Raw genomic sequence first — 17065 nt, 5'->3', positions numbered from 1 at the left:
AATGCCGTGACCACCGTATTTCAAAATTTTCCGGTCAAATGTATTGGAGTGCCATTGCACAAATGAGACACCCCTATGCGGGCGCGCCCCTATGCTCACATTGGCAGCGCCGTCAGGCCGGCTTGCCAGCTTTTCGGGTGACGAGATCGGCGCCTGCGCCAGCCGCGGCGGCTGTCGCGATCTCTTCCTCAGTGCCGCCGCCATCCACCTGCACCGTCACGAACGGTACGGCCAGTCGAATGCCGTTGGCGTCGAAGTTGCGCTTGAGCCGGACGTTGAAGGCCCGCGTGATTTCGTACTGGGTGAGCGGCCGTGTCTTGAACTGGGCCAGAACGACCTGACCGGTGGGGTCGAAGCGGTCGAGCCCCAGGATGTCCAGACCGGACAGCAAATTGCGGCTGTAGCGATGGTCGCGCGCCACCTCGGCGCCGGTTTCGCGCACGAGTTCCAATGCCCGCTCGAAGTCGCTCTGATAGGCAATCGAGATGTTGAAGACGGCGAAGGCATAGCCGCGCGACAGGTTCTTGACGGCCTTGATCTGGCTGTATGGCAGCGTGTGCACGGCGCCCTTGCCGTCGCGCAGTCGCACGGTCCGGATCGTCATGGCCTCGACTACGCCGACATGGTCCGGCAACTCGATCGAATCGCCGATGGCGATCGTATCCTCGACGACGATGAACAAACCGGTGATCAAATCCTGCACCAGCGTTTGCGCACCAAAGCCGATGGCCAGCCCGACCACCCCTGCGCCGGCGAGCAGCGGCGTGACATTGACGCCAAGGTTGGCCAGCACCGCGATCATCGCCACCACGAGCACGCTCACGAATGACGCATTACGCACGAGGGGCAGGATGGTCTTGGCGCGCAGGCTGGGCTGCGCGGCGCGGCCGTGCGTGGGGGAAAGCGTCTGGGTGATGGCCGTGTCGATCAGCAGCCAGGCCAGCCATGCCAGCAGCACCACGCCGACCACCCCGAGCAGCGACTCGGTGATGTGACGGCCGGCGGCGGTCGATTGGGCAATTCGTATCAGCGAGGTCTGCCAGATACGCGCGTTGAGTTCCAGGAATGTGATCCAGATCACCACGCGGATCAGCGCCGCGCCAAAGCGGCCAAAGCGCTGGACGTACGCGGAGCGCCGCCGATCGCGCAGGCGCGGAGCGCGCACAGTTGCCTTGGGTGATCGGCCCACCACGAGCGTCAACAGCGTGGCGGTCACGAACAATGCCACCGTGATGACCGCGCGCCGCAGGAATTCGTCGGCATGGCCGGTGGCCATGATCGTGCCGATGACCGATGCCGCGACCACGGCGAGCACGGGCAGATACCACGCATCACCCGCCAGGCGCAGCAGATCCATCATCGCGGGGTATTCCTGCCGAACCGCAAACGGTCGAAATGAGATCAACTGGCCGATGGCGCGGCGAAACCGCACGGCAAACACGCCAATCAGGATCGCGGCGAGGATATTGGACAGCGTGCTGATCAACGCCGCCAGGTTGAGGCCAAGCGCGGCGATCACACGCGGATCGCTGTTGACCTCTCCCAGTGCGGCCAGTGAGCCGGTGATGAACAGCAGGATCGGTGAATGGGTAATCAGGTCACGCACGGCGTGCGCGCGATGCGCGGACTGAAACAGCGTGAAGATGACCTGGCAGACCGCCGACATCACGGCGCCGGCCACGATCGCGTAGGCCACCAGAACGGCGCCCACACTGGCGGGCGTGCGACCGAACACCTGATAGGCGAGCAGCACCGTCAGGCCGAATGCGACGATCCACGGTCCGATGCCGCGCACGAAGTACAGGCTGACATCGATCCAGGAAGGTACCCGCGGGAGTTGATGGTCTCTGGGCCGCCGCAACCGGTTCTGGCGCAGTCGCCGTGCCAGTTCCCGCAGCAGCCACCCGGTCATGGCCCACCCGGCAAACACGGTGCCGAATTCGGTCCAGGAGACGATGGCCTTGCGGGTGTTCTTGATCGTCAGGGCATCGTGCAGTTCTTCTCGGGCGAACTCCATTCGCCACTTCCAGTAATGCACTGCACCGCTATTTTTGTGTGGCGCGTTGTCCATTTCCTGAATGGCCTGCGCAACGGCGCCGATCAGACCGGGGGAGGGTGCGCTGGCGCCAGCGGCCGACGCTCCCGCCGCCGCCTCTGCCGCCGATGCATCGAGGCCAGTACGCACTGCCTGCAATTGCTTCACCAAAGCCTGTCGTTCGCCCTCGTTCTGCAAGGTATTGATGACCTGATCGAGCGATTGCGCCAGAGGCGCGCTGGCGGGGGGTGCCGAAGCGGGTTGGGCGTTGGCCTTCTGCGCCACTGCGGCGAGCGACAGTCCGGCGCTTTGCGCGGCACCGGCCAGGAACATCGCCATCAGGATGCCGGCAAGCCAAGTGAAAACTGGAACGCGTAGTCGTGAGCGCTGCATGGACGGTTGGGGCGTGGCAGGGGGGATTGCCGCGATAGGAGCACCTGTATGCGCGTCACTGTAGCGCATCGGCACGCGAAGCACGCGTGCGAGTGGGGTGTCGGGCGCATCGCGTGGTGTCCGCTTTTTATTCAAAATATTTGATCAATTCGTCCGGAATCTGACTGCATCAGCCTTGGCATCGAATTCTATAGTTCAGCACATGGACGGCGCGACAAACAAAAAATCGAACGTTCAGCAGGATTCAAAACAGCTAAACAAATTCACATATTTGGAGAGAATCATGACCCGGACCATCGCCCTCAAGCTCGCTTCCACCCTCGTGCTTTCGCTTGCAGCCCTTGGCGCAGCCCAGGCAGGCACGGTACCCGCCGACAAGTATGGCTATGAGTTCCGCACCGGAGAGACTGCGGGGACCCGGGTGCCCGCCGACAAGTATGGCTACGAATTCCGCACGCACGACACATTCACCGATGGCGCCCGCGCTGGGAAGTTCGACGCATTCACCGATGGCGCCCGCAAGGTGGCAGGGCTGGACAAGGCCGGTGTGTCGGCGGAGCCGGCCCGGTCATTCGACCCGTACCTGGACGGCGCTCGCGCATGACCGGTGTCACGCGTTCCGAACGAGGCGTTACGTAACCCGTAACGCCTTTTTCATTGGGGCAGCGGCCAGACGGGGATCACGGGAGGGGCATCGACCGCCCGACTGAAGTAGGGTGGCGAAACCCGGAACGTCCATTTGGCGCGGGATTCAGACGGGGCGATTGAAACGCGGGTTCGCATCTACCTGATCGGGCTGGAGATTGGCACGTGGTTTGCAGAAAGGAGAATGCAGACGCGCTTCAAACACAGCGTCCCGATGTCAAACAGGAGATCGCCATGTTCCAGAATACCTTTGCTCAAGCCGATGCCGTGATCGTGCACGATGCCGCCATTGCCGCGGCCATCGACGCCGCCATGCTGCGCCGCCGCGACGAGTACGTGGGCCAGCCGATGGCATGGAAGGTCTTCTGCGAAGCGTCGCATGTCGCCACGCTCTGCGAGCCGCTTCGCATGGCGTTTATCAATCGCGTGGCCAATGAGCGTGGCGCCGACATCGCGCTGCGCCTGAAGACCAAGGCCGAGGCGATCCGCGCGGCGGCAATTGCAGAGCTGGTCTGAACATCGTTACCATGGCCGCTCCATCTTCCGGAGCCGTTCATGCCACCCCTCGATACGCTGTTGCCGTTTCTCGGCATCGCCGTCCTGCTCAGTCTTGCGCCGGGACCTGACAATATCTTCGTGTTGTTGCTGTCAGCGATGCATGGCACGCGCGCCGGCCTGACCGTGGTGTTGGGGCTTTGCACGGGACTGCTGGTTCACACGGCGGTGGTGGCGGTGGGCCTGGCCGCGTTGCTGGCGGCATCGGCGGTGGCGTTCACCGTGTTGAAGATCGCCGGCGCGCTGTATCTCGTCTATCTGGCGTGGCAGGCGTTCCGCGCTCCCGTGGGCGAACTTTCTTCTTCCCAGATGCAGGTGAAGACCGGCAAGCACATGTACCTGCGTGGGGTGATCATGAACCTGACCAACCCCAAGGTCGTGATCTTCTTCCTGGCATTCCTGCCGCAGTTCGTCAGCCCGGATCGGGGCCCGGTGGCCCCTCAGATCATGGTGCTTGGCTTCGTGTTCATCCTTGCCACGCTGCTGGTCTTTGGCTCGATCGCCTGGTTCTCGGGCGCGTTCGGCCGCGTGCTGATGCGCTCCGCGCGGATGCAACGCGCGGTGAACTGGTTCGCCGGGAGCGTGTTCCTGGCGCTCGCCGGCAGGCTGGCGCTGTCTCAGCGGTAAGGGATCGGCCCCGTCCGGGGCAGGTGCTCACGCGAAGGTGATCGCGGGGCGCCGCTCCGGCAGTTCCAGGTGCGGCACGTTGTTGAAGCTCAGCAGGCGCTGCGTGCCGCGTCCGACGATCAACTCGCAGAAGCCGGTGTTGCGGAACTGCAGGTTAAGTTCGATGGCGGTCTGCGTCGGCGCGCCGAGCAGGTCGGCCACCGCACGGCCAATGGCGCCGCCCGAACTGACCACCAGCAATGCGTCCTCCCGCGAGGCGCCTTCGGTCGCATGGGCGAGAGCGGCCTGCATTCGCTGTCCAAACTCGGCCCAGGTTTCCGGCATGCCGGTCAACTGATCCTGCGTCCAGGCCGCGAATGCGGCGCGGAACGTGCGCCAGTAATCCTGGTAGTCCCCATTCTGATGGGCGCGATGATCCGCGCCCTTGGTGAAGCTGCGGTACAGCGATTCGCCGTCGTATTCATTCAGGCCTGGGTGCGATGCCACAGGCAAGTCGCTGACGCCCATGCCGGCCAGGATCTCGCTGGCCGTGTCCTGCTGGCGCACGAGTGTGCCAGCCACCACGCGGCGAAACTGCACACCGCGGTCGCGAAAATATTCGCCCAGCCAGCGTGACTGCTGGCGGCCCGTATCGGACAGGCAGTCGTAGTTGGCGGCCCCGAACGAGGCTTGTCCGTGGCGGACCAGAAATAGCGTTGCCATGAAGTGCGGGCGGCGATGCGCCCGAAAGAGTCTGCATTGCAGCGATTCTAGATGGGGCCGGCTGGCGAGCCTAGCAAGCCTCGCCGAAATTCATGTCGGCCATCTTTTTGCTGCATTTCGCCAGATTTCGCTGCGCTGCCGGCACAATGCCGGCAGTCAGGTCTGGTCAGATCAGGTCAGTCGAGCGTCACACCGGTATCCGCCGTCAGTTTGAGCACCACTGGCAGATAGGCCTTGTACGCGCGCTCGGCTTCGGCCGGGGTATTGCCGATCGGTTCCGCGCCCATCTCGTCGATCTTCGCGCTCAGTTCTGGTGACTTCACCAGCGCGCTGACCTCGCGGCCCAGCCGTTCGATGATCGCATCCGGCGTCTTTGCCGGCGCCAGCAGCGTAGTCGGGCCAACGATCTTGTAGGCGGCATCGCTGTAGCCGGCCTCCGTGAACGTCGGCACATCCGGCAATGCCTTCGCGCGGGTGGTGCCCGCCACGGCCAGCGGTCGGAGCTTGCCGACCGCAATGTACTGGCGCAGCGTGGTCACGGATCCGATCGTCAGGTTGACCTGTCCGGCGAGCAGGTCGGTCACCATCGGCCCTTCGCCGCGATAGGGAACGTGCAGGATATCGACCCCGTAGGTCTTGTCCATGTACGCCTGGATCGTGTGCGGTTGCGTGCCCGGACCCCAGGAGCCCATGCGCAGCTTGCCCGGTTCCTTCTTCGCGTAGGCAATCAGCTCGGTCACGGTCTTCACCGGCACGGCCGAATTGACGGCCAGCACCGTGCGGGCCATGGCCACATCGGAGATGGGCCGCAGTTCGGTGCGCGGGTCGTATGGGAGCTTCTTGTACAGCGCGATATTGGCCGTGATCGGACCCGGAATCGTCATCAGCAGGGTGTAGCCGTCAGCCGGCGACTTGGCGACAAAGTCCGTGCCGATGATGCCGCCCGCGCCACCCCGGTTTTCGACCACCACCGGCTGCCCGAGGCGCTTGCCAAGGCCTTCGGCCAATTGCCGGGCCACTGTGTCAGTCAATCCGCCGGCCGGATACGGCACGATCATCCGGATCGGCTTGGACGGATAGTCCCCCTGCGCGAACGCAGCCAGCGGCAGCAGCGCCGCCGCGGCGCATGCAGCGTGCATGATCCACCGTCGTCGTGGCGGAATGGTTTGCTTCATGGTGTGTCTCCTCGTTTTGATGCCCGGTCCCTGTCGGGACATACCGCTATGGTTGCGGCTGATGCGGGCGGTGGATTGGGTGAAGCGAGGGAAAAATCCTGGGGGCTGGCTTGTCAGCTTTCCAGCCCGAGATAGCAGGCGACCATGCGCGTCATCTCGCCGGACAGGCGCTCGTCGTCGAGCCGAAGCGGGCCCGGATTGTTGAGCACGGCATTGACGAGCATGCCGAACACCATCTGCATGGCGAAACGCACGCGGACTTCGTTGGCTTCGGCCGGACCCGGCAGCCGGGGGGTAAGCAGCGCCACCAGCCGTTCGACGATTTCCTCGCCGTTCTTCTGGTGCGGCAGCCATTCTTCCGGGCGCGTGGACGAATGCTTGAGCGACGCGCGAATCACGCCGCGATTGTTGTGGCAGCCATTGACCAGGAAGCGCATGGTCTTCTCGACGATCTGCCGCGCCGGTACTTCGCCCCAGCGATGCTCGGCCATGTAGCGGGCCACCGAGGCGTCTGACTCTTCCATCACCAGCGTGCGCAGCGCGTCGAAGAACGCCATCTTGTCGCGAAAGCGCCCGTAGAACGCCCCGACGGAAACCTGGCAGGCCGCCGCGATCTGCGCGACCGATACCGCTGCGAAGTCACGTTCCGCCAGCAGCTTGCGGCCGGCGGCAAGCAAGGCCTGCTCGGTCTCGCGCGCGCGGCGCTGTCGCGGCGGTTGCAGGATCGACGTCGTGTCTACCCTCGGGAAGGGGGAAGAGGCGGGCGATGCACTTGCGATGGGGCTTTGCATGGCAGATTTCCGTATTCGAATTCGTATTCGGTTTTGAACCTTATGTGCCGCTAACACGCACCGTCAAGATAGGGATTACGATTTCCAATATTTGGAAATTCATTCCGCTCTTTGACATACAACGAGGTCGCCGACCACACTGGAAAACAGGAGACAAGATGCAAATGAACACGCCAGTCGAACAATTCATTGCAGAGCGCCGGCGCGAAGACCCTTCGTTCGGCGGGCTGCTGGCCAAGGGTTTCGCGCTGCTTCGCTGCTTTATCGACGACCCTCGCCCATTGGGCAACGGAGAGCTGGCGCAGCGGCTGCAGTTGCCGCGGGCCACGGTATCGCGCATCTGCCGCACGTTGTTCGAACTCGGCTACCTCGACTGGGAACCGAAGCTGGACAAGTACTTCGTCAGCGCCCAGGTGCTGGCGCTGGGCTATCCCTACATGGCCGGCCTGCAGGTCCGCCACCTGGCGCGACCGCTGATGCAGGCGCTGGCCAATCAGGTCGAAGGCGCGGTGTCGATGGGCGTGGCCTACCAGCTCGACGTGACTTACCTGGAATCGTGCACGCACATGGAAGGCACGCCGGCACGGCCAGCGATTGGCGCGGTGCGGTCGGTGCTGACGACCGCGATGGGGCGCGCGTACCTGTGCACGCTGTCGAAGACCGAATTCGAGAAACTGATGACCACGGCGCGTGCAGAGCGGCCCGAGGAGTACGCCGCCTGTTACGACACCTTGTGCCACTGCATCGCCCACTATCCGAAGCGCGGATTCACGCTCAACGAAGGTGATGCGGGAGCGGATGTACATGGCGTGGGGGTGTATTCGCGCGTGGTGTACATGAATCGGCCGCTGCTGTTCAACTGCGCCATCCCAGGGATGCGCGTCAAGCGGGGCTCGATGGAGAAGCGCGTGGCGCCGTTGCTGCGCGAGATGGTGCGATCAATAGAAAACATGGCTGGCGTGGGACGCTAGGCCGCCGGTAGGTGGGACCGGACCTTCCCGCCAGGCTGAACGCGTCGCGGCACGTATCGCGCGCGTCATCAATGGAGACAACATGCAGGATCTGCAACCCTTGCTGCGCCCGCGCTCGATCGCGGTGATCGGCGCGTCGACGCAACCAGAGAAAGTCGGCGGCATGCCGATTCGCCTGTTGGGCGAACTCGGCTACGCCGGCCGCGTGTTCCCGGTGAACCCCGGGGCCGACACCGTGCAGGGCCTGCGCGCGTTTCCGACCGTCGAAGCCATTGGCGAGCCGGTGGACCTGGCGATCGTCGCCGTCCCGGCGCCGGCCGCGCCCGACGTGATGGCGCAGCTCGGCCGCGCGGGAACGCGTGCCGCGGTGGTCTTCACTTCGGGCTTTGCCGAGGTCGCCAACGGCAGCGGGTTGCAGCACGCGCTGGCTACGCAGGCTAGGACGCATGGGGTGCAACTCCTCGGGCCGAACTGCCTGGGCGCGATGAACCTTGGCGAGCGCATGTTCGCCACGTTCTCGCCGATTCCACTGACAGGCGTGCCGCCAGTTGGCGGCGTGGGGCTTGTCAGCCAGAGCGGTGCGTTCGGTGCCTACGCATTCGCGCTGGCGCGCGAGGCGGGTTTGGGTTTGAGCCACTGGGTCACCACGGGTAACGAGGCGGGACTGCAGGTGGCCGACGTCATTGAATGGCTCGCGCACGATCCGCAGACGCAGGTGATCCTGGCCTATATCGAGGGTGCGCGCGACGGGATGCGCCTGCGTCAGGCACTGGCGGCGGCCCGCGCGGCGGGCAAGCCGGTGGTGATCGCCAAGGTCGGCACCACGGCCGCCGGCGCCAGCGCCGCGCAATCGCATACGGCCAGCCTGGCCGGCGAGGACGCCGTGTACCAGGCCGTGTTTGACGAATACGGCGTGCATCGCGCGCATACCCTGGAAGCATTTTTCCGGCTTGGCTACACGCTGGCGCGAGGCAGGCGGCCGGCACGCTGGCATTCGCCCACGGGCATGGCGGCGGACGCCGTGGCGCCGGTGGCGATCGTGACCGTTTCCGGTGGTGTCGGCATCATGATGGCGGATAGCGCCGAGTCGCAAGGGCTGCCCCTGCCACCGATGCCCGATGCCGCGGCCGCGGCGCTGCGCGAGGCTGTGCCGTTTGCCAGCACCTCGAATCCAATCGACGTGACCGGACAAGTCGTCGCGCAGCCAAAAGTGCTTGCTGACGCGCTGGCAGGTGTGGCGCGCAGCGGCGCATATGGCAGCGTGGCGGCATTCCTGGCCGGTGGCGGGAACGCGCCGAGGGTGTGGAGCTTGCTGGAACAAACCGTTGATGATCTGGCGAACGATCCGCAAGCCGCGCCGCTGATGATTGCCGGCGTGATCTCCGATGACAAGCGTGCATGGCTCGAGGCGCGCGGCTGCCTGGTGTTCCGCGAGCCGGCGCACACCATCGAGGCTGTGGCCGCGCTTGCCAAGGCTGCCGCGATGACCGAATCCGCGCAATCCCCGGCCGCCCCGGCGCAGCTGCCGTCCGTGCCCGACCTGCCAGCCGACGCAAAGGCGCTGTCTGAAGCCGACGCGATGGCACTGTTGTTGCAGGCTGGCGTTCCCGTGGCACCGCACGGTCTGGCTCGCGATGCCGACGAAGCGGTACGTGTGGCGGAGGCGATCGGCTATCCGGTAGTGGTGAAGCTTTGCTCGCCCGACATCTTGCACAAGAGCGATGTGGGCGGGGTGGTGCTCAACCTGTCTGACGCCGACGCGGTGCGTGCCGCGTTCGAGCGCGTCCGTCGCGCTGCCGGCACGGCAAGGTTCGATGGCGCGCTGGTTGCCCGCATGGTGCGCGGCTGGGGCGAAATCATGGTTGGCGTGCGGCGCGACCCGGTGTTCGGGCTGGTTGCGCTGGCCGGTATCGGCGGCACGGCCGTCGAGATCTTCCGCCAGATGTCCTTCGGACTGGCACCCGTTTCACGCGAACGCGCGCGGGCCATGCTGACGCAGAGTCGCGCCGCCGCGTTGTGCGCCGGCCATCGGGGGCATCCGCCGCTCGATCTCGATGCGGTGGCCGATGTCATCGTGAACGTGTCGCGTGCCGCGGATGCCATCGGCGAGCGGCTGGACACACTGGAAATCAATCCGTTCATCGTGAGCGCGGACGGGCTGGTTGCAGCCGATGCGGTGATTACGCTGCGCTGATCGACACAGACAACCACTCATAACAAATACAGGAGACAGGTTATGCGATCGAAGCTTCGCAGGGCGCTGCTCGGCATGACGCTGGTGCTAACGGGCGTGTGCATGACGACCGGCGCCGCCAATGCTGCACGCGCCTATCCCGACAGGCCCATCCGGCTCGTGGTGCCATTCCCCGCGGGTGGCGGCACTGATGTGATCGGCCGGATGCTGGCGGCGCGATTGTCCAACACGCTCAAGACCACGGTCGTGGTGGAGAACGTGGTGGGCGCCACGGGCACGATCGGCACGGCCCAAGTGGCACGCGCCGCACCGGACGGTTACACGCTCGTGCTCGGGATTTCCGCCACGCACGCCATTGCGCCGTCGATCTTCCCCAAGCTGCCGTATGACCCGTTGCGCGATTTCGTGCCGATCGGCCGTATCGCGATTGGCGGCAACGTGCTGGTGGCGAATCCGAGCTTCCCTGCCCATGACCTGCGCGCGCTGATCGCCATGGCGAAGCAGCCTAACGCCGATCTGACCTACGGGTCCTGGGGGCAGGGTTCCGGTGGCCATCTGGCGGGTGAAAGCCTGAACGTGTCCGCTGGCATCCATCTGCGCCATATCCCGTACAAGGGCGTGGCGCCGATGCTGACCGATGTCATGGGCGGGACGCTGCCCGTGGCGATGTCGGACCTGGCGGGCACCTTGCCGCTGATCCGCAGCGGCAAGGTGCGGGCGCTGGCCGTGTCTGGGTCGGAGCGCTCGGTGGCATTGCCCGATGTACCTACGTTTGCCGAGAGCGGCGTCGGGTTTCGGCTCGACAGCTGGTTCGCGTTGTTCGCGCCGTCCCGCACGCCGGCGCCGATTGTCGAACAGCTCGACCGCGCAATGCAGGAAGCCATGCAGGACAGCGGGCTGCAGGCGCAGATCGCCAGCCTCGGCATGCGCTACGCGCCGGTTTCCCGCGCGCAGTTCACCAACCAGATGCGCGAAGACACCCGCACCTGGGCAGCACTTGTGAAGTCGAGTGGCGCCGCGCTCGAATGATCCAGAACGTTCAACCGTGAGAACCCCATGAACCATCCTGCTTCCCCGATGTTCCCCGCGCCCGTCCACACCAGCCCGCAGGAGGCCATGGTTGCCGCCGCGGCGTTGCCGCTGGTGATCTATGGCTATCCGCTGATCGAAACGCTGCGCACCTGCCGCCTGCAGACTTCTGTCGATGCGCCCACGCGCTATGGCCGCGCCCCGATGAACATGCTCTCCGCCAGCGCACGGCAATGGACCCACGAGGACAGGGACATCGTCACACCGGCCAATGACCTGCTGTACTTCTGCGGCTGGCTGAACCTGGCAGATGGTCCGGCAACGATTCGCGTGCCCGCATTGCCGGACGCGGACCGCTACTACGTGATCGAACTGCTGGATGCGCACACGAACAACTTCGCCAACCTTGGGCCGCGCAACGTACCCAAGGAGGGCGCCGATATCGAGATCGTCGGCCCCGGCCAGCGCGGCAGCGGCGGACAGACGGTGGAGTCGCCGACATCGCTCGTCTGGATCATCGGGCGGGTCCTCGTGACCGGCGCCGATGACCTCGCGCGTGCCTATGCGTTCGAACAGGGCTTCCAGATGGTGAAGAGCGCGGGCCCGGCGCAGCCGCCGAGCGTGGCCCAGTGGCAGCAAAGCGACGACGAAGCCATCGACTTCTTCCAGAATCTCTACCGCGCCATGCGCGATTTCCCGCCCACACAGCAGGAACTGGGGCTGTTCACGTTGCTGCGCAAGGTCGGGCTGCGCCTCGAGGATGATCTGGACGTTGGCTCGATGCGCCCGTCGATCGTCAACGGCCTGCGCAGCGCGTACGCGCAAGCCATGGTGCTGATCGAAGCGCATACCCGCAGCCAGGGGCACAAGGCGTGGGGCTACAGCCTGCGACTGGGCACGTATGGTGATGACTGGCTGCTGCGCGCCTGCACGGCGATGAAGGGGCTGGGCGCCTTGCGCGCCGATGAAGCGGTGTACGCCATGGCCGATTTTGATGCCGATGGCGAACGGCTACACGGCAACCAAGCATACGAACTGCGCTTTCCGCCCGGCATGCTGCCGCCGGCCGATGCATTCTGGTCCGTCTCGCTCTATGGCGAGGACCGGTTCTTCACGGCTAATGAACTGGGGCGCTACGCCGTGGGCGATCGCACGCCTGGGCTGCGCAAGGAGCCGGACGGCACGCTGGTGATCCCCATCGGCCATGCCCGACCGGCGGAAGACGCCAACTGGCTGCCCGCCCCGTCGAGCCACTTCTATCTGATCCTGCGCCTCTACCATCCTTCCGAAGCGTTCCGGGCCGGGCAGTACACGATTCCTGCCGTGCGCCGCGTAGGCTGAGCAAGGACACTATTAGAACGACAGGAGACAACGAGACATGACACAGCAAGAGAACACCGCACAGCATCGCGCGCGCGATGCCGTGATCCACACGCTGCCGCTTTACGAGATGGCACGCATGCGCGCCGCCACCTGCCCGCGACGCGATCACACTGGAAGGTTCGCCGGAGACGGGCCCGAATCGACGCTACGCTGGGTCAACCACGTGATTCGCCCTCGCCAGTTGCTTGGCCCGCAGCACCGACAAGTGGTCACGCCGAACAACGACACGCTCTACACCAATGCATGGATCGATTTGTCGCGCGGCCCGGTGGTGCTGGAAGTGCCGGACTTCAACGGGCGCTACTACGTGTTGGGGCTGCTCGATTTCTATACAAATCCGTTTGGCTATATCGGCAGCCGCACGACTGGCACAAGTGCGGGTCGTTTCCTGTTGCACGGGCCGGACTGGCACGGCACGGTACCGGCGGGGATGCAGGCTGTGGCATGCCCGACGAACGCGGTCTGGATGATCGGCCGTCTGCTCGTGGACGGCGAAGCCGACCTGCCCGTGGTGCACGCACTGCAGGATGCCATCGCGCTGCGGCAACTGGACGGCTCGCTGGCGGCGTTCGCATTCGACGTTGCGATGCAACCCGAGGAGCATCTGGGCGACGCGCGACGCTTTGCCGAGGTGGTGAATCGCGTGGTGGGAGAAAACCCGCCGCTGGGTGCGGAGGCCGCCGAGATCGCAGCCTTTGCAGAGGTTGGCATTGGCCATGGCATCGTGCCGACGCCACAGCAGATCGACCTGCTCGACGCCGCCCTGCGTGGCGTGCTGGCGGATCTTGCCAAGCCGCAGCCGTCGGATATGGGCGGCGGTTGGGCAATGTCGGTGGATGTGCGTGAGTCCTTTGGTAGCAATTACCTCCAGCGGGCACTGGTGGCCAGGAACTACATCGGCGCGTTGGGCGTGCAGGAGGCCATGTATGTCATGGCCGACCGTGGTGGCGACGGCGAACCGCTCGACGGCCGTCACGCGTACCGGCTCGATTTCGCCGCCGACAATCTGCCCGATGTCGGCGCATTCTGGTCCCTGACGATGTACGACAAAGGCGATTGCATGCTGGTGCCGAATGACATCTCCCGGTACTCGCTGGGCGATCGCTCGCCATCGCTGACCCGTGGCGCGGACGGCAGCCTGAGCCTCTACCTTTCCGCAATGCCACCGCGTGATGAAGCGCTGCGGGGCAACTGGCTGCCCGCGCCGGCCGGACCGTTCTACGTCGCGCTGCGGTTGTACGTGCCGCAGCCCTCGCACCTGAACCGAACCTATCGCTACCCCGCCATCCAGCGCATGGAGGTGCCAGCATGAACCCTTCGCAATTGACTCGCCGGCGCCTGCTCGGCGCGATGGCGCTGGCGGGTCTGGTGCCGTCGGCCTTCGGGAACGCCTATCCGAGCAAGGCGGTGCGTTTTGTGTCGCCCTACGGGCCGGGCGGATCGAACGATACGTCGGCGCGAATCCTGGCCGAGGTATTGAGCCGCAAGTATGGCCAGCAGGTGGTGGTCGAGAACAAGCCGGGCGCCGGCACGCGCGTGGCGAGCGAATCCGTGGCCCACGCGGCGGCGGATGGCTACACGCTGCTGTGGGCGGCCGCACCGTTCGCGATCAATACCGGCGCAGGCTTGTCGCAACGTTTCGATATCCACAAGGATTTCGTTGCCGTGGGCCCGCGCGTGCTAGGGCCGGTTTTCCTGATCGTCAACGCGAACTCGCCGGTGAAGACCGTGGCGGATTTTGTAAAGGTGGCGAAACAGAAGCCCGACGGGGTGAACTTCGCATCGCCGGGTATCGGCTCGGGGCCGCACCTGACGGCGGAACTGTTCGCATCGCAAGCCGGGTTCAAGGTGGTGAACGTGCACTACCGGGGCGATGCGACGGCCTACACCGAACTGCTGGCCGGGCGCGTCGACGCAACGCTGACCGCCATCACCACGGCGCTGCCCTTTATCCAGGCGGGCAAGCTGCGCGTGATCGCGGTGGCGGCGGAACAGCGCACGCCGGTCTATCAGGATGCGCCCACCTTCGCGGAGCAGGGCGTGCCGGGCGTGGTTGGCTACGGCTGGTTCGGCATCGTCGCGCCGGCAGGCACGCCCGCGCCCATCGTGCGACAACTCAATCAGGATGCCAGTCAGGCATTGAGTGACGCGCAGGTCAGGCAGAAGCTCCTCGCGCTCGGCCTGCAACCCGAACCGGGTAGCAGCGCCGATTTCGCCGCATTTATTGATAGCGAGGTGAAGAAGTGGGGCACGCTGGTGCGCACGCGGGGGCTCGTGCTCGAGTGAGGCGGGTGGCGCCTACTGGTATCCAGATCGTGCTCTGATGCGTTGACGGCCGGTCAGCTGTTGCTGGTAGCGGAGGGCTTCCTTGCCAGTCCTGCACACTGACCTATCAGAGTCTGGGCACAACAGGCACTCCCGCTCCACTCGCCACGGCTGATCTTGCCATCCGCCCCGGCGATGAGCTTGCGCTGGCAATACGCGACCGTGGGGGGCGGCTCGAGCTGCGCGTCGCGCGGACCGCTGCCCGGTGGGCGGGCGGTGGGCATTTCATCGGTCCAGACATAGGCCGTGCCGTCCGGCGCGGCCTGTACGGTCTGTGGCGGCCCCCACTGCGCCTTGGCTTGCTCGACCGGCGCCCCTTTCCAGGAATCGAAGATCCGTTGCATGGTGCCCGCCTCCAGATTGGCGCAGGCAGTGGTCAGCGCGATCGCGGCAGCGGCGATCATGCCGGCGCGGGCAGGGGAACGTCGGGATGGTGCAGGCATGGCGACTCCATCAGGGGCGGCAGTCCTTCCCTCGGAGACTAGGCGAGCCAGGCGCCGGCTGCCAGTGCATTTATGCGTGCTGCCGCACCGTTCGCCAGCCCGTTTGGCTGTTTTAGCTGAAGAGCCCCGGCGTCTGACTGTGCTCCGAGGCGTTTGCCATGCGCTTTCCCGCCGTGCGAGGCACGCGGGCCGCTCTGGGTTCCGGGAGGACCGGAGGCGTCAGCACGAACTCGCGTGTAGATACCAGGGGTACGGCGCTGGCCTTCAGTTCTTCTATGCGCGGGGCCAGGATCTGGTAGGTGTCGATGTCGAAGCGGGCCGGCGCGGCCAGCTGCCGGGCGGCGTCCTCGAGCGTGGGGGCCGAGCCCAGGTAGCACCAGTCTTCGATGATGTGCCAGGGGAAGCAATCGCCGGAAGCTTCACGCCAGGCAATCGCTCCTGCAAACGGCCAGCGCTGGATGGCCATGGAAGCCATTGCTTCCACGGTGCGTTCCCGATGGGCCATCTGGGATTCATCCCCGGTGCAGGCGCCCGCGCATCGGTGCAACTGCCGCGCGAAACAAGGGCTGCCCCGGCGGGTGGTGCCTTCGAGCATCAGTGTCGCCAGGCAAAGCTGGTGTTCATCCGCCAGCGATCGCAGGCGCGCTTGCGCGGCGGCCCGGCTCGGAAATGCACCATATAGTGCGGCGTGTCGACTGAAATCGACGTGCCGATCCGAACGCAGGCGCGGCGCAGGCAGCCCGTCGACCATCTCCCACGAGAATAGCTCGGTGTTCTGGCGCAGCAGGTGGTTGTGCAGCGGGCGCAGTGTCTTGACCAGATGCGCCTCGCTCAGCAGGGCGCCGATTTCTCCTCCGGTCTCGCGCCACTCTACGCGGCGCACGGAGCGGGCCAGCCGCATCTCCCTGGCGTTGCTGTGATCCCCGGCGAAGTGGGCGCGAATGCGCTGGCGCAGATGGATGCTCTTGCCGACGTAGAGCGGCACGTCGTCGTCGCCATAGAAGAGATAGACGCCCGGGCGATCCGGTACATCGTCCAATGCAGTTTCTTCCAGGCCTGCTGGCAGGCTGGCGTGCTTGACCAGCGACGTCACGGCGGATTCGACCAGGTCGACCGAATAGATCTCGTGAATCTTCTGCCAGAACTGCCACAGCAGCTCGGCATCGGCTAGCGCTCGGTGCCGACCCTTCGGCGTCAGGCCGAAGCGGGCGATCAGGGCATCCAGGCCATGGCGCTCGACGGACGGAAAGAGCGACCGGGACAGACGAAGCGTGCAAAGTACGTCCGCACGGAAGGTCACGCCAGCGCGGCGGAACTCGTTCTTCAGGAACCCATAGTCGAAGCGCGCATTGTGGGCGACGAACAGGCGGCCTTGCAGCTTCTCGGCCAGGGCTTCGGCAATCAATGCAAAGGTGGGCTGGCCGCGGACCATATCGTCGGTGATGCCGGTCAGTCCCTGTACGAACGGTGGGATGCTGGTCAGGGGATCGACCAGCGTGTCCCATTCCTGAATGCCGTCGGGGCCGACTTCGACCACACCGATTTCGGTGATGCGGTCTCGCTGCGCGTCCGCCCCGGTTGTTTCCAGATCGACAAATACAATTGGCCGGGCAAGCGCGGCAGCAAGCGCCTGCGCATCGAGCATACCGGGCTCGCGGCTGGCCAGCTTCTCTGGAAGGTAGGTGGGCGGTTCTTGGAGGGTCATGCGGCGATTCTAATAGATAGGAAAATTCTTTTACGAAACCCCTTGCCTTCCGCGGTGGGGTCATCTAATATTCGCCCCCTCGCAACACGAAA

Annotated in this window: 15 protein-coding genes; 9 read left to right on the top strand and 6 right to left on the bottom strand. The window is 65.2% G+C overall.

The genetic code is table 11. The features are described from left to right. Positions 1-112: 112 nt before the first annotated feature. On the bottom strand, positions 113-2374 hold the full coding sequence (locus tag B2246_RS10130; protein WP_008647026.1) for a mechanosensitive ion channel family protein: 2262 nt from the start codon (positions 2372-2374) through the stop codon (positions 113-115). 337 nt (positions 2375-2711) lie between these two features. On the opposite strand from B2246_RS10130, the gene B2246_RS10125 reads away from it, so the two are divergent. From B2246_RS10125 to B2246_RS10115, 3 genes are all read left to right on the top strand, one after another. Further along, complete coding sequence (locus B2246_RS10125) at positions 2712-3032, top strand: hypothetical protein (protein ID WP_035884518.1); 321 nt, start codon at positions 2712-2714, stop codon at positions 3030-3032. 275 nt (positions 3033-3307) lie between these two features. Then, a complete protein-coding gene (locus B2246_RS10120) occupies positions 3308-3589 on the top strand; it encodes a DUF7696 family protein (protein WP_008647029.1) in 282 nt (93 codons plus the stop codon). Between the two features lie 39 nt (positions 3590-3628). Then, positions 3629-4255: a LysE family translocator gene (locus tag B2246_RS10115; protein WP_008647030.1), complete on the top strand. Its 627-nt coding sequence runs from the start codon at positions 3629-3631 to the stop codon at positions 4253-4255. Between the two features lie 27 nt (positions 4256-4282). On the opposite strand, the gene B2246_RS10110 is transcribed toward B2246_RS10115, so the two are convergent. From B2246_RS10110 to B2246_RS10100, 3 genes are all read right to left on the bottom strand, one after another. After that, positions 4283-4957, bottom strand: a complete 675-nt coding sequence (locus tag B2246_RS10110; RefSeq protein ID WP_008647031.1) for a histidine phosphatase family protein — start codon at positions 4955-4957, stop codon at positions 4283-4285. A gap of 176 nt (positions 4958-5133) precedes the next feature. Next, positions 5134-6132: a Bug family tripartite tricarboxylate transporter substrate binding protein gene (locus tag B2246_RS10105; RefSeq protein WP_286880247.1), complete on the bottom strand. Its 999-nt coding sequence runs from the start codon at positions 6130-6132 to the stop codon at positions 5134-5136. A 113-nt stretch (positions 6133-6245) separates the two neighbouring features. Next, entirely contained in the window at positions 6246-6923 is a 678-nt protein-coding gene (locus B2246_RS10100; protein WP_035884520.1) for a TetR/AcrR family transcriptional regulator, read from the bottom strand. Between the two features lie 164 nt (positions 6924-7087). Here B2246_RS10100 and B2246_RS10095 point away from each other — a divergent pair, with 164 nt between their 5' ends. The 6 genes from B2246_RS10095 (at position 7088) to B2246_RS10070 (ending at position 14786) form a co-directional block, all read left to right on the top strand. Next, entirely contained in the window at positions 7088-7894 is an 807-nt protein-coding gene (locus tag B2246_RS10095; protein ID WP_008647034.1) for an IclR family transcriptional regulator, read from the top strand. Between the two features lie 82 nt (positions 7895-7976). Next, positions 7977-10088 carry an acetate--CoA ligase family protein gene (locus B2246_RS10090; RefSeq protein ID WP_286880243.1) on the top strand — a complete coding sequence of 704 codons (2112 nt, stop codon included), beginning with the start codon at positions 7977-7979 and terminating at the stop codon, positions 10086-10088. A gap of 42 nt (positions 10089-10130) precedes the next feature. After that, positions 10131-11117 (top strand): Bug family tripartite tricarboxylate transporter substrate binding protein, encoded by a 987-nt coding sequence (locus B2246_RS10085; protein ID WP_008648374.1) that lies wholly within the window; start codon positions 10131-10133, stop codon positions 11115-11117. Between the two features lie 27 nt (positions 11118-11144). Beyond that, a complete protein-coding gene (locus B2246_RS10080; protein WP_286880241.1) occupies positions 11145-12458 on the top strand; it encodes a DUF1254 domain-containing protein in 1314 nt (437 codons plus the stop codon). Between the two features lie 37 nt (positions 12459-12495). Beyond that, positions 12496-13812, top strand: coding sequence for a DUF1254 domain-containing protein (locus tag B2246_RS10075; protein ID WP_286880239.1), 1317 nt, complete (start codon positions 12496-12498; stop codon positions 13810-13812). Then, positions 13809-14786: a Bug family tripartite tricarboxylate transporter substrate binding protein gene (locus B2246_RS10070; protein ID WP_286880237.1), complete on the top strand. Its 978-nt coding sequence runs from the start codon at positions 13809-13811 to the stop codon at positions 14784-14786. The genes B2246_RS10075 and B2246_RS10070 overlap by 4 nt, the downstream gene beginning before the upstream one ends. A gap of 53 nt (positions 14787-14839) precedes the next feature. On the opposite strand, the gene B2246_RS10065 is transcribed toward B2246_RS10070, so the two are convergent. Then, positions 14840-15268: a hypothetical protein gene (locus B2246_RS10065; RefSeq protein ID WP_035884526.1), complete on the bottom strand. Its 429-nt coding sequence runs from the start codon at positions 15266-15268 to the stop codon at positions 14840-14842. Between the two features lie 112 nt (positions 15269-15380). Next, positions 15381-16973, bottom strand: a complete 1593-nt coding sequence (locus B2246_RS10060) for a 3'-5' exonuclease family protein (protein WP_008648380.1) — start codon at positions 16971-16973, stop codon at positions 15381-15383. Between the last annotated feature and the right edge of the window lie 92 nt (positions 16974-17065).

The organism is Cupriavidus sp. UBA2010 (assembly GCF_002335265.1).
GTDB classification, from domain to species: domain Bacteria; phylum Pseudomonadota; class Gammaproteobacteria; order Burkholderiales; family Burkholderiaceae; genus Cupriavidus; species Cupriavidus metallidurans.
Note: the sequence above shows the minus strand (reverse complement) of the source record. Positions and strands in the feature narration are given on the sequence as shown.

Excerpts from the sequence above, each read along its gene's own strand:
- B2246_RS10115 (WP_008647030.1), top strand. The coding sequence starts at position 3,629 with ATGCCACCCCTCGATACGCTGTTGCCGTTTCTCGGCATCGCCGTCCTG.
- B2246_RS10060 (WP_008648380.1), bottom strand. The coding sequence starts at position 16,973 with ATGACCCTCCAAGAACCGCCCACCTACCTTCCAGAGAAGCTGGCCAGC.
- B2246_RS10085 (WP_008648374.1), top strand. The coding sequence starts at position 10,131 with ATGCGATCGAAGCTTCGCAGGGCGCTGCTCGGCATGACGCTGGTGCTA.
- B2246_RS10120 (WP_008647029.1), top strand. The coding sequence starts at position 3,308 with ATGTTCCAGAATACCTTTGCTCAAGCCGATGCCGTGATCGTGCACGAT.
- B2246_RS10090 (WP_286880243.1), top strand. The coding sequence starts at position 7,977 with ATGCAGGATCTGCAACCCTTGCTGCGCCCGCGCTCGATCGCGGTGATC.
- B2246_RS10100 (WP_035884520.1), bottom strand. The coding sequence starts at position 6,923 with ATGCAAAGCCCCATCGCAAGTGCATCGCCCGCCTCTTCCCCCTTCCCG.
- B2246_RS10095 (WP_008647034.1), top strand. The coding sequence starts at position 7,088 with ATGAACACGCCAGTCGAACAATTCATTGCAGAGCGCCGGCGCGAAGAC.
- B2246_RS10125 (WP_035884518.1), top strand. The coding sequence starts at position 2,712 with ATGACCCGGACCATCGCCCTCAAGCTCGCTTCCACCCTCGTGCTTTCG.
- B2246_RS10130 (WP_008647026.1), bottom strand. The coding sequence starts at position 2,374 with ATGGCGATGTTCCTGGCCGGTGCCGCGCAAAGCGCCGGACTGTCGCTC.
- B2246_RS10070 (WP_286880237.1), top strand. The coding sequence starts at position 13,809 with ATGAACCCTTCGCAATTGACTCGCCGGCGCCTGCTCGGCGCGATGGCG.
- B2246_RS10075 (WP_286880239.1), top strand. The coding sequence starts at position 12,496 with ATGACACAGCAAGAGAACACCGCACAGCATCGCGCGCGCGATGCCGTG.
- B2246_RS10065 (WP_035884526.1), bottom strand. The coding sequence starts at position 15,268 with ATGCCTGCACCATCCCGACGTTCCCCTGCCCGCGCCGGCATGATCGCC.
- B2246_RS10080 (WP_286880241.1), top strand. The coding sequence starts at position 11,145 with ATGAACCATCCTGCTTCCCCGATGTTCCCCGCGCCCGTCCACACCAGC.
- B2246_RS10110 (WP_008647031.1), bottom strand. The coding sequence starts at position 4,957 with ATGGCAACGCTATTTCTGGTCCGCCACGGACAAGCCTCGTTCGGGGCC.
- B2246_RS10105 (WP_286880247.1), bottom strand. The coding sequence starts at position 6,132 with ATGAAGCAAACCATTCCGCCACGACGACGGTGGATCATGCACGCTGCA.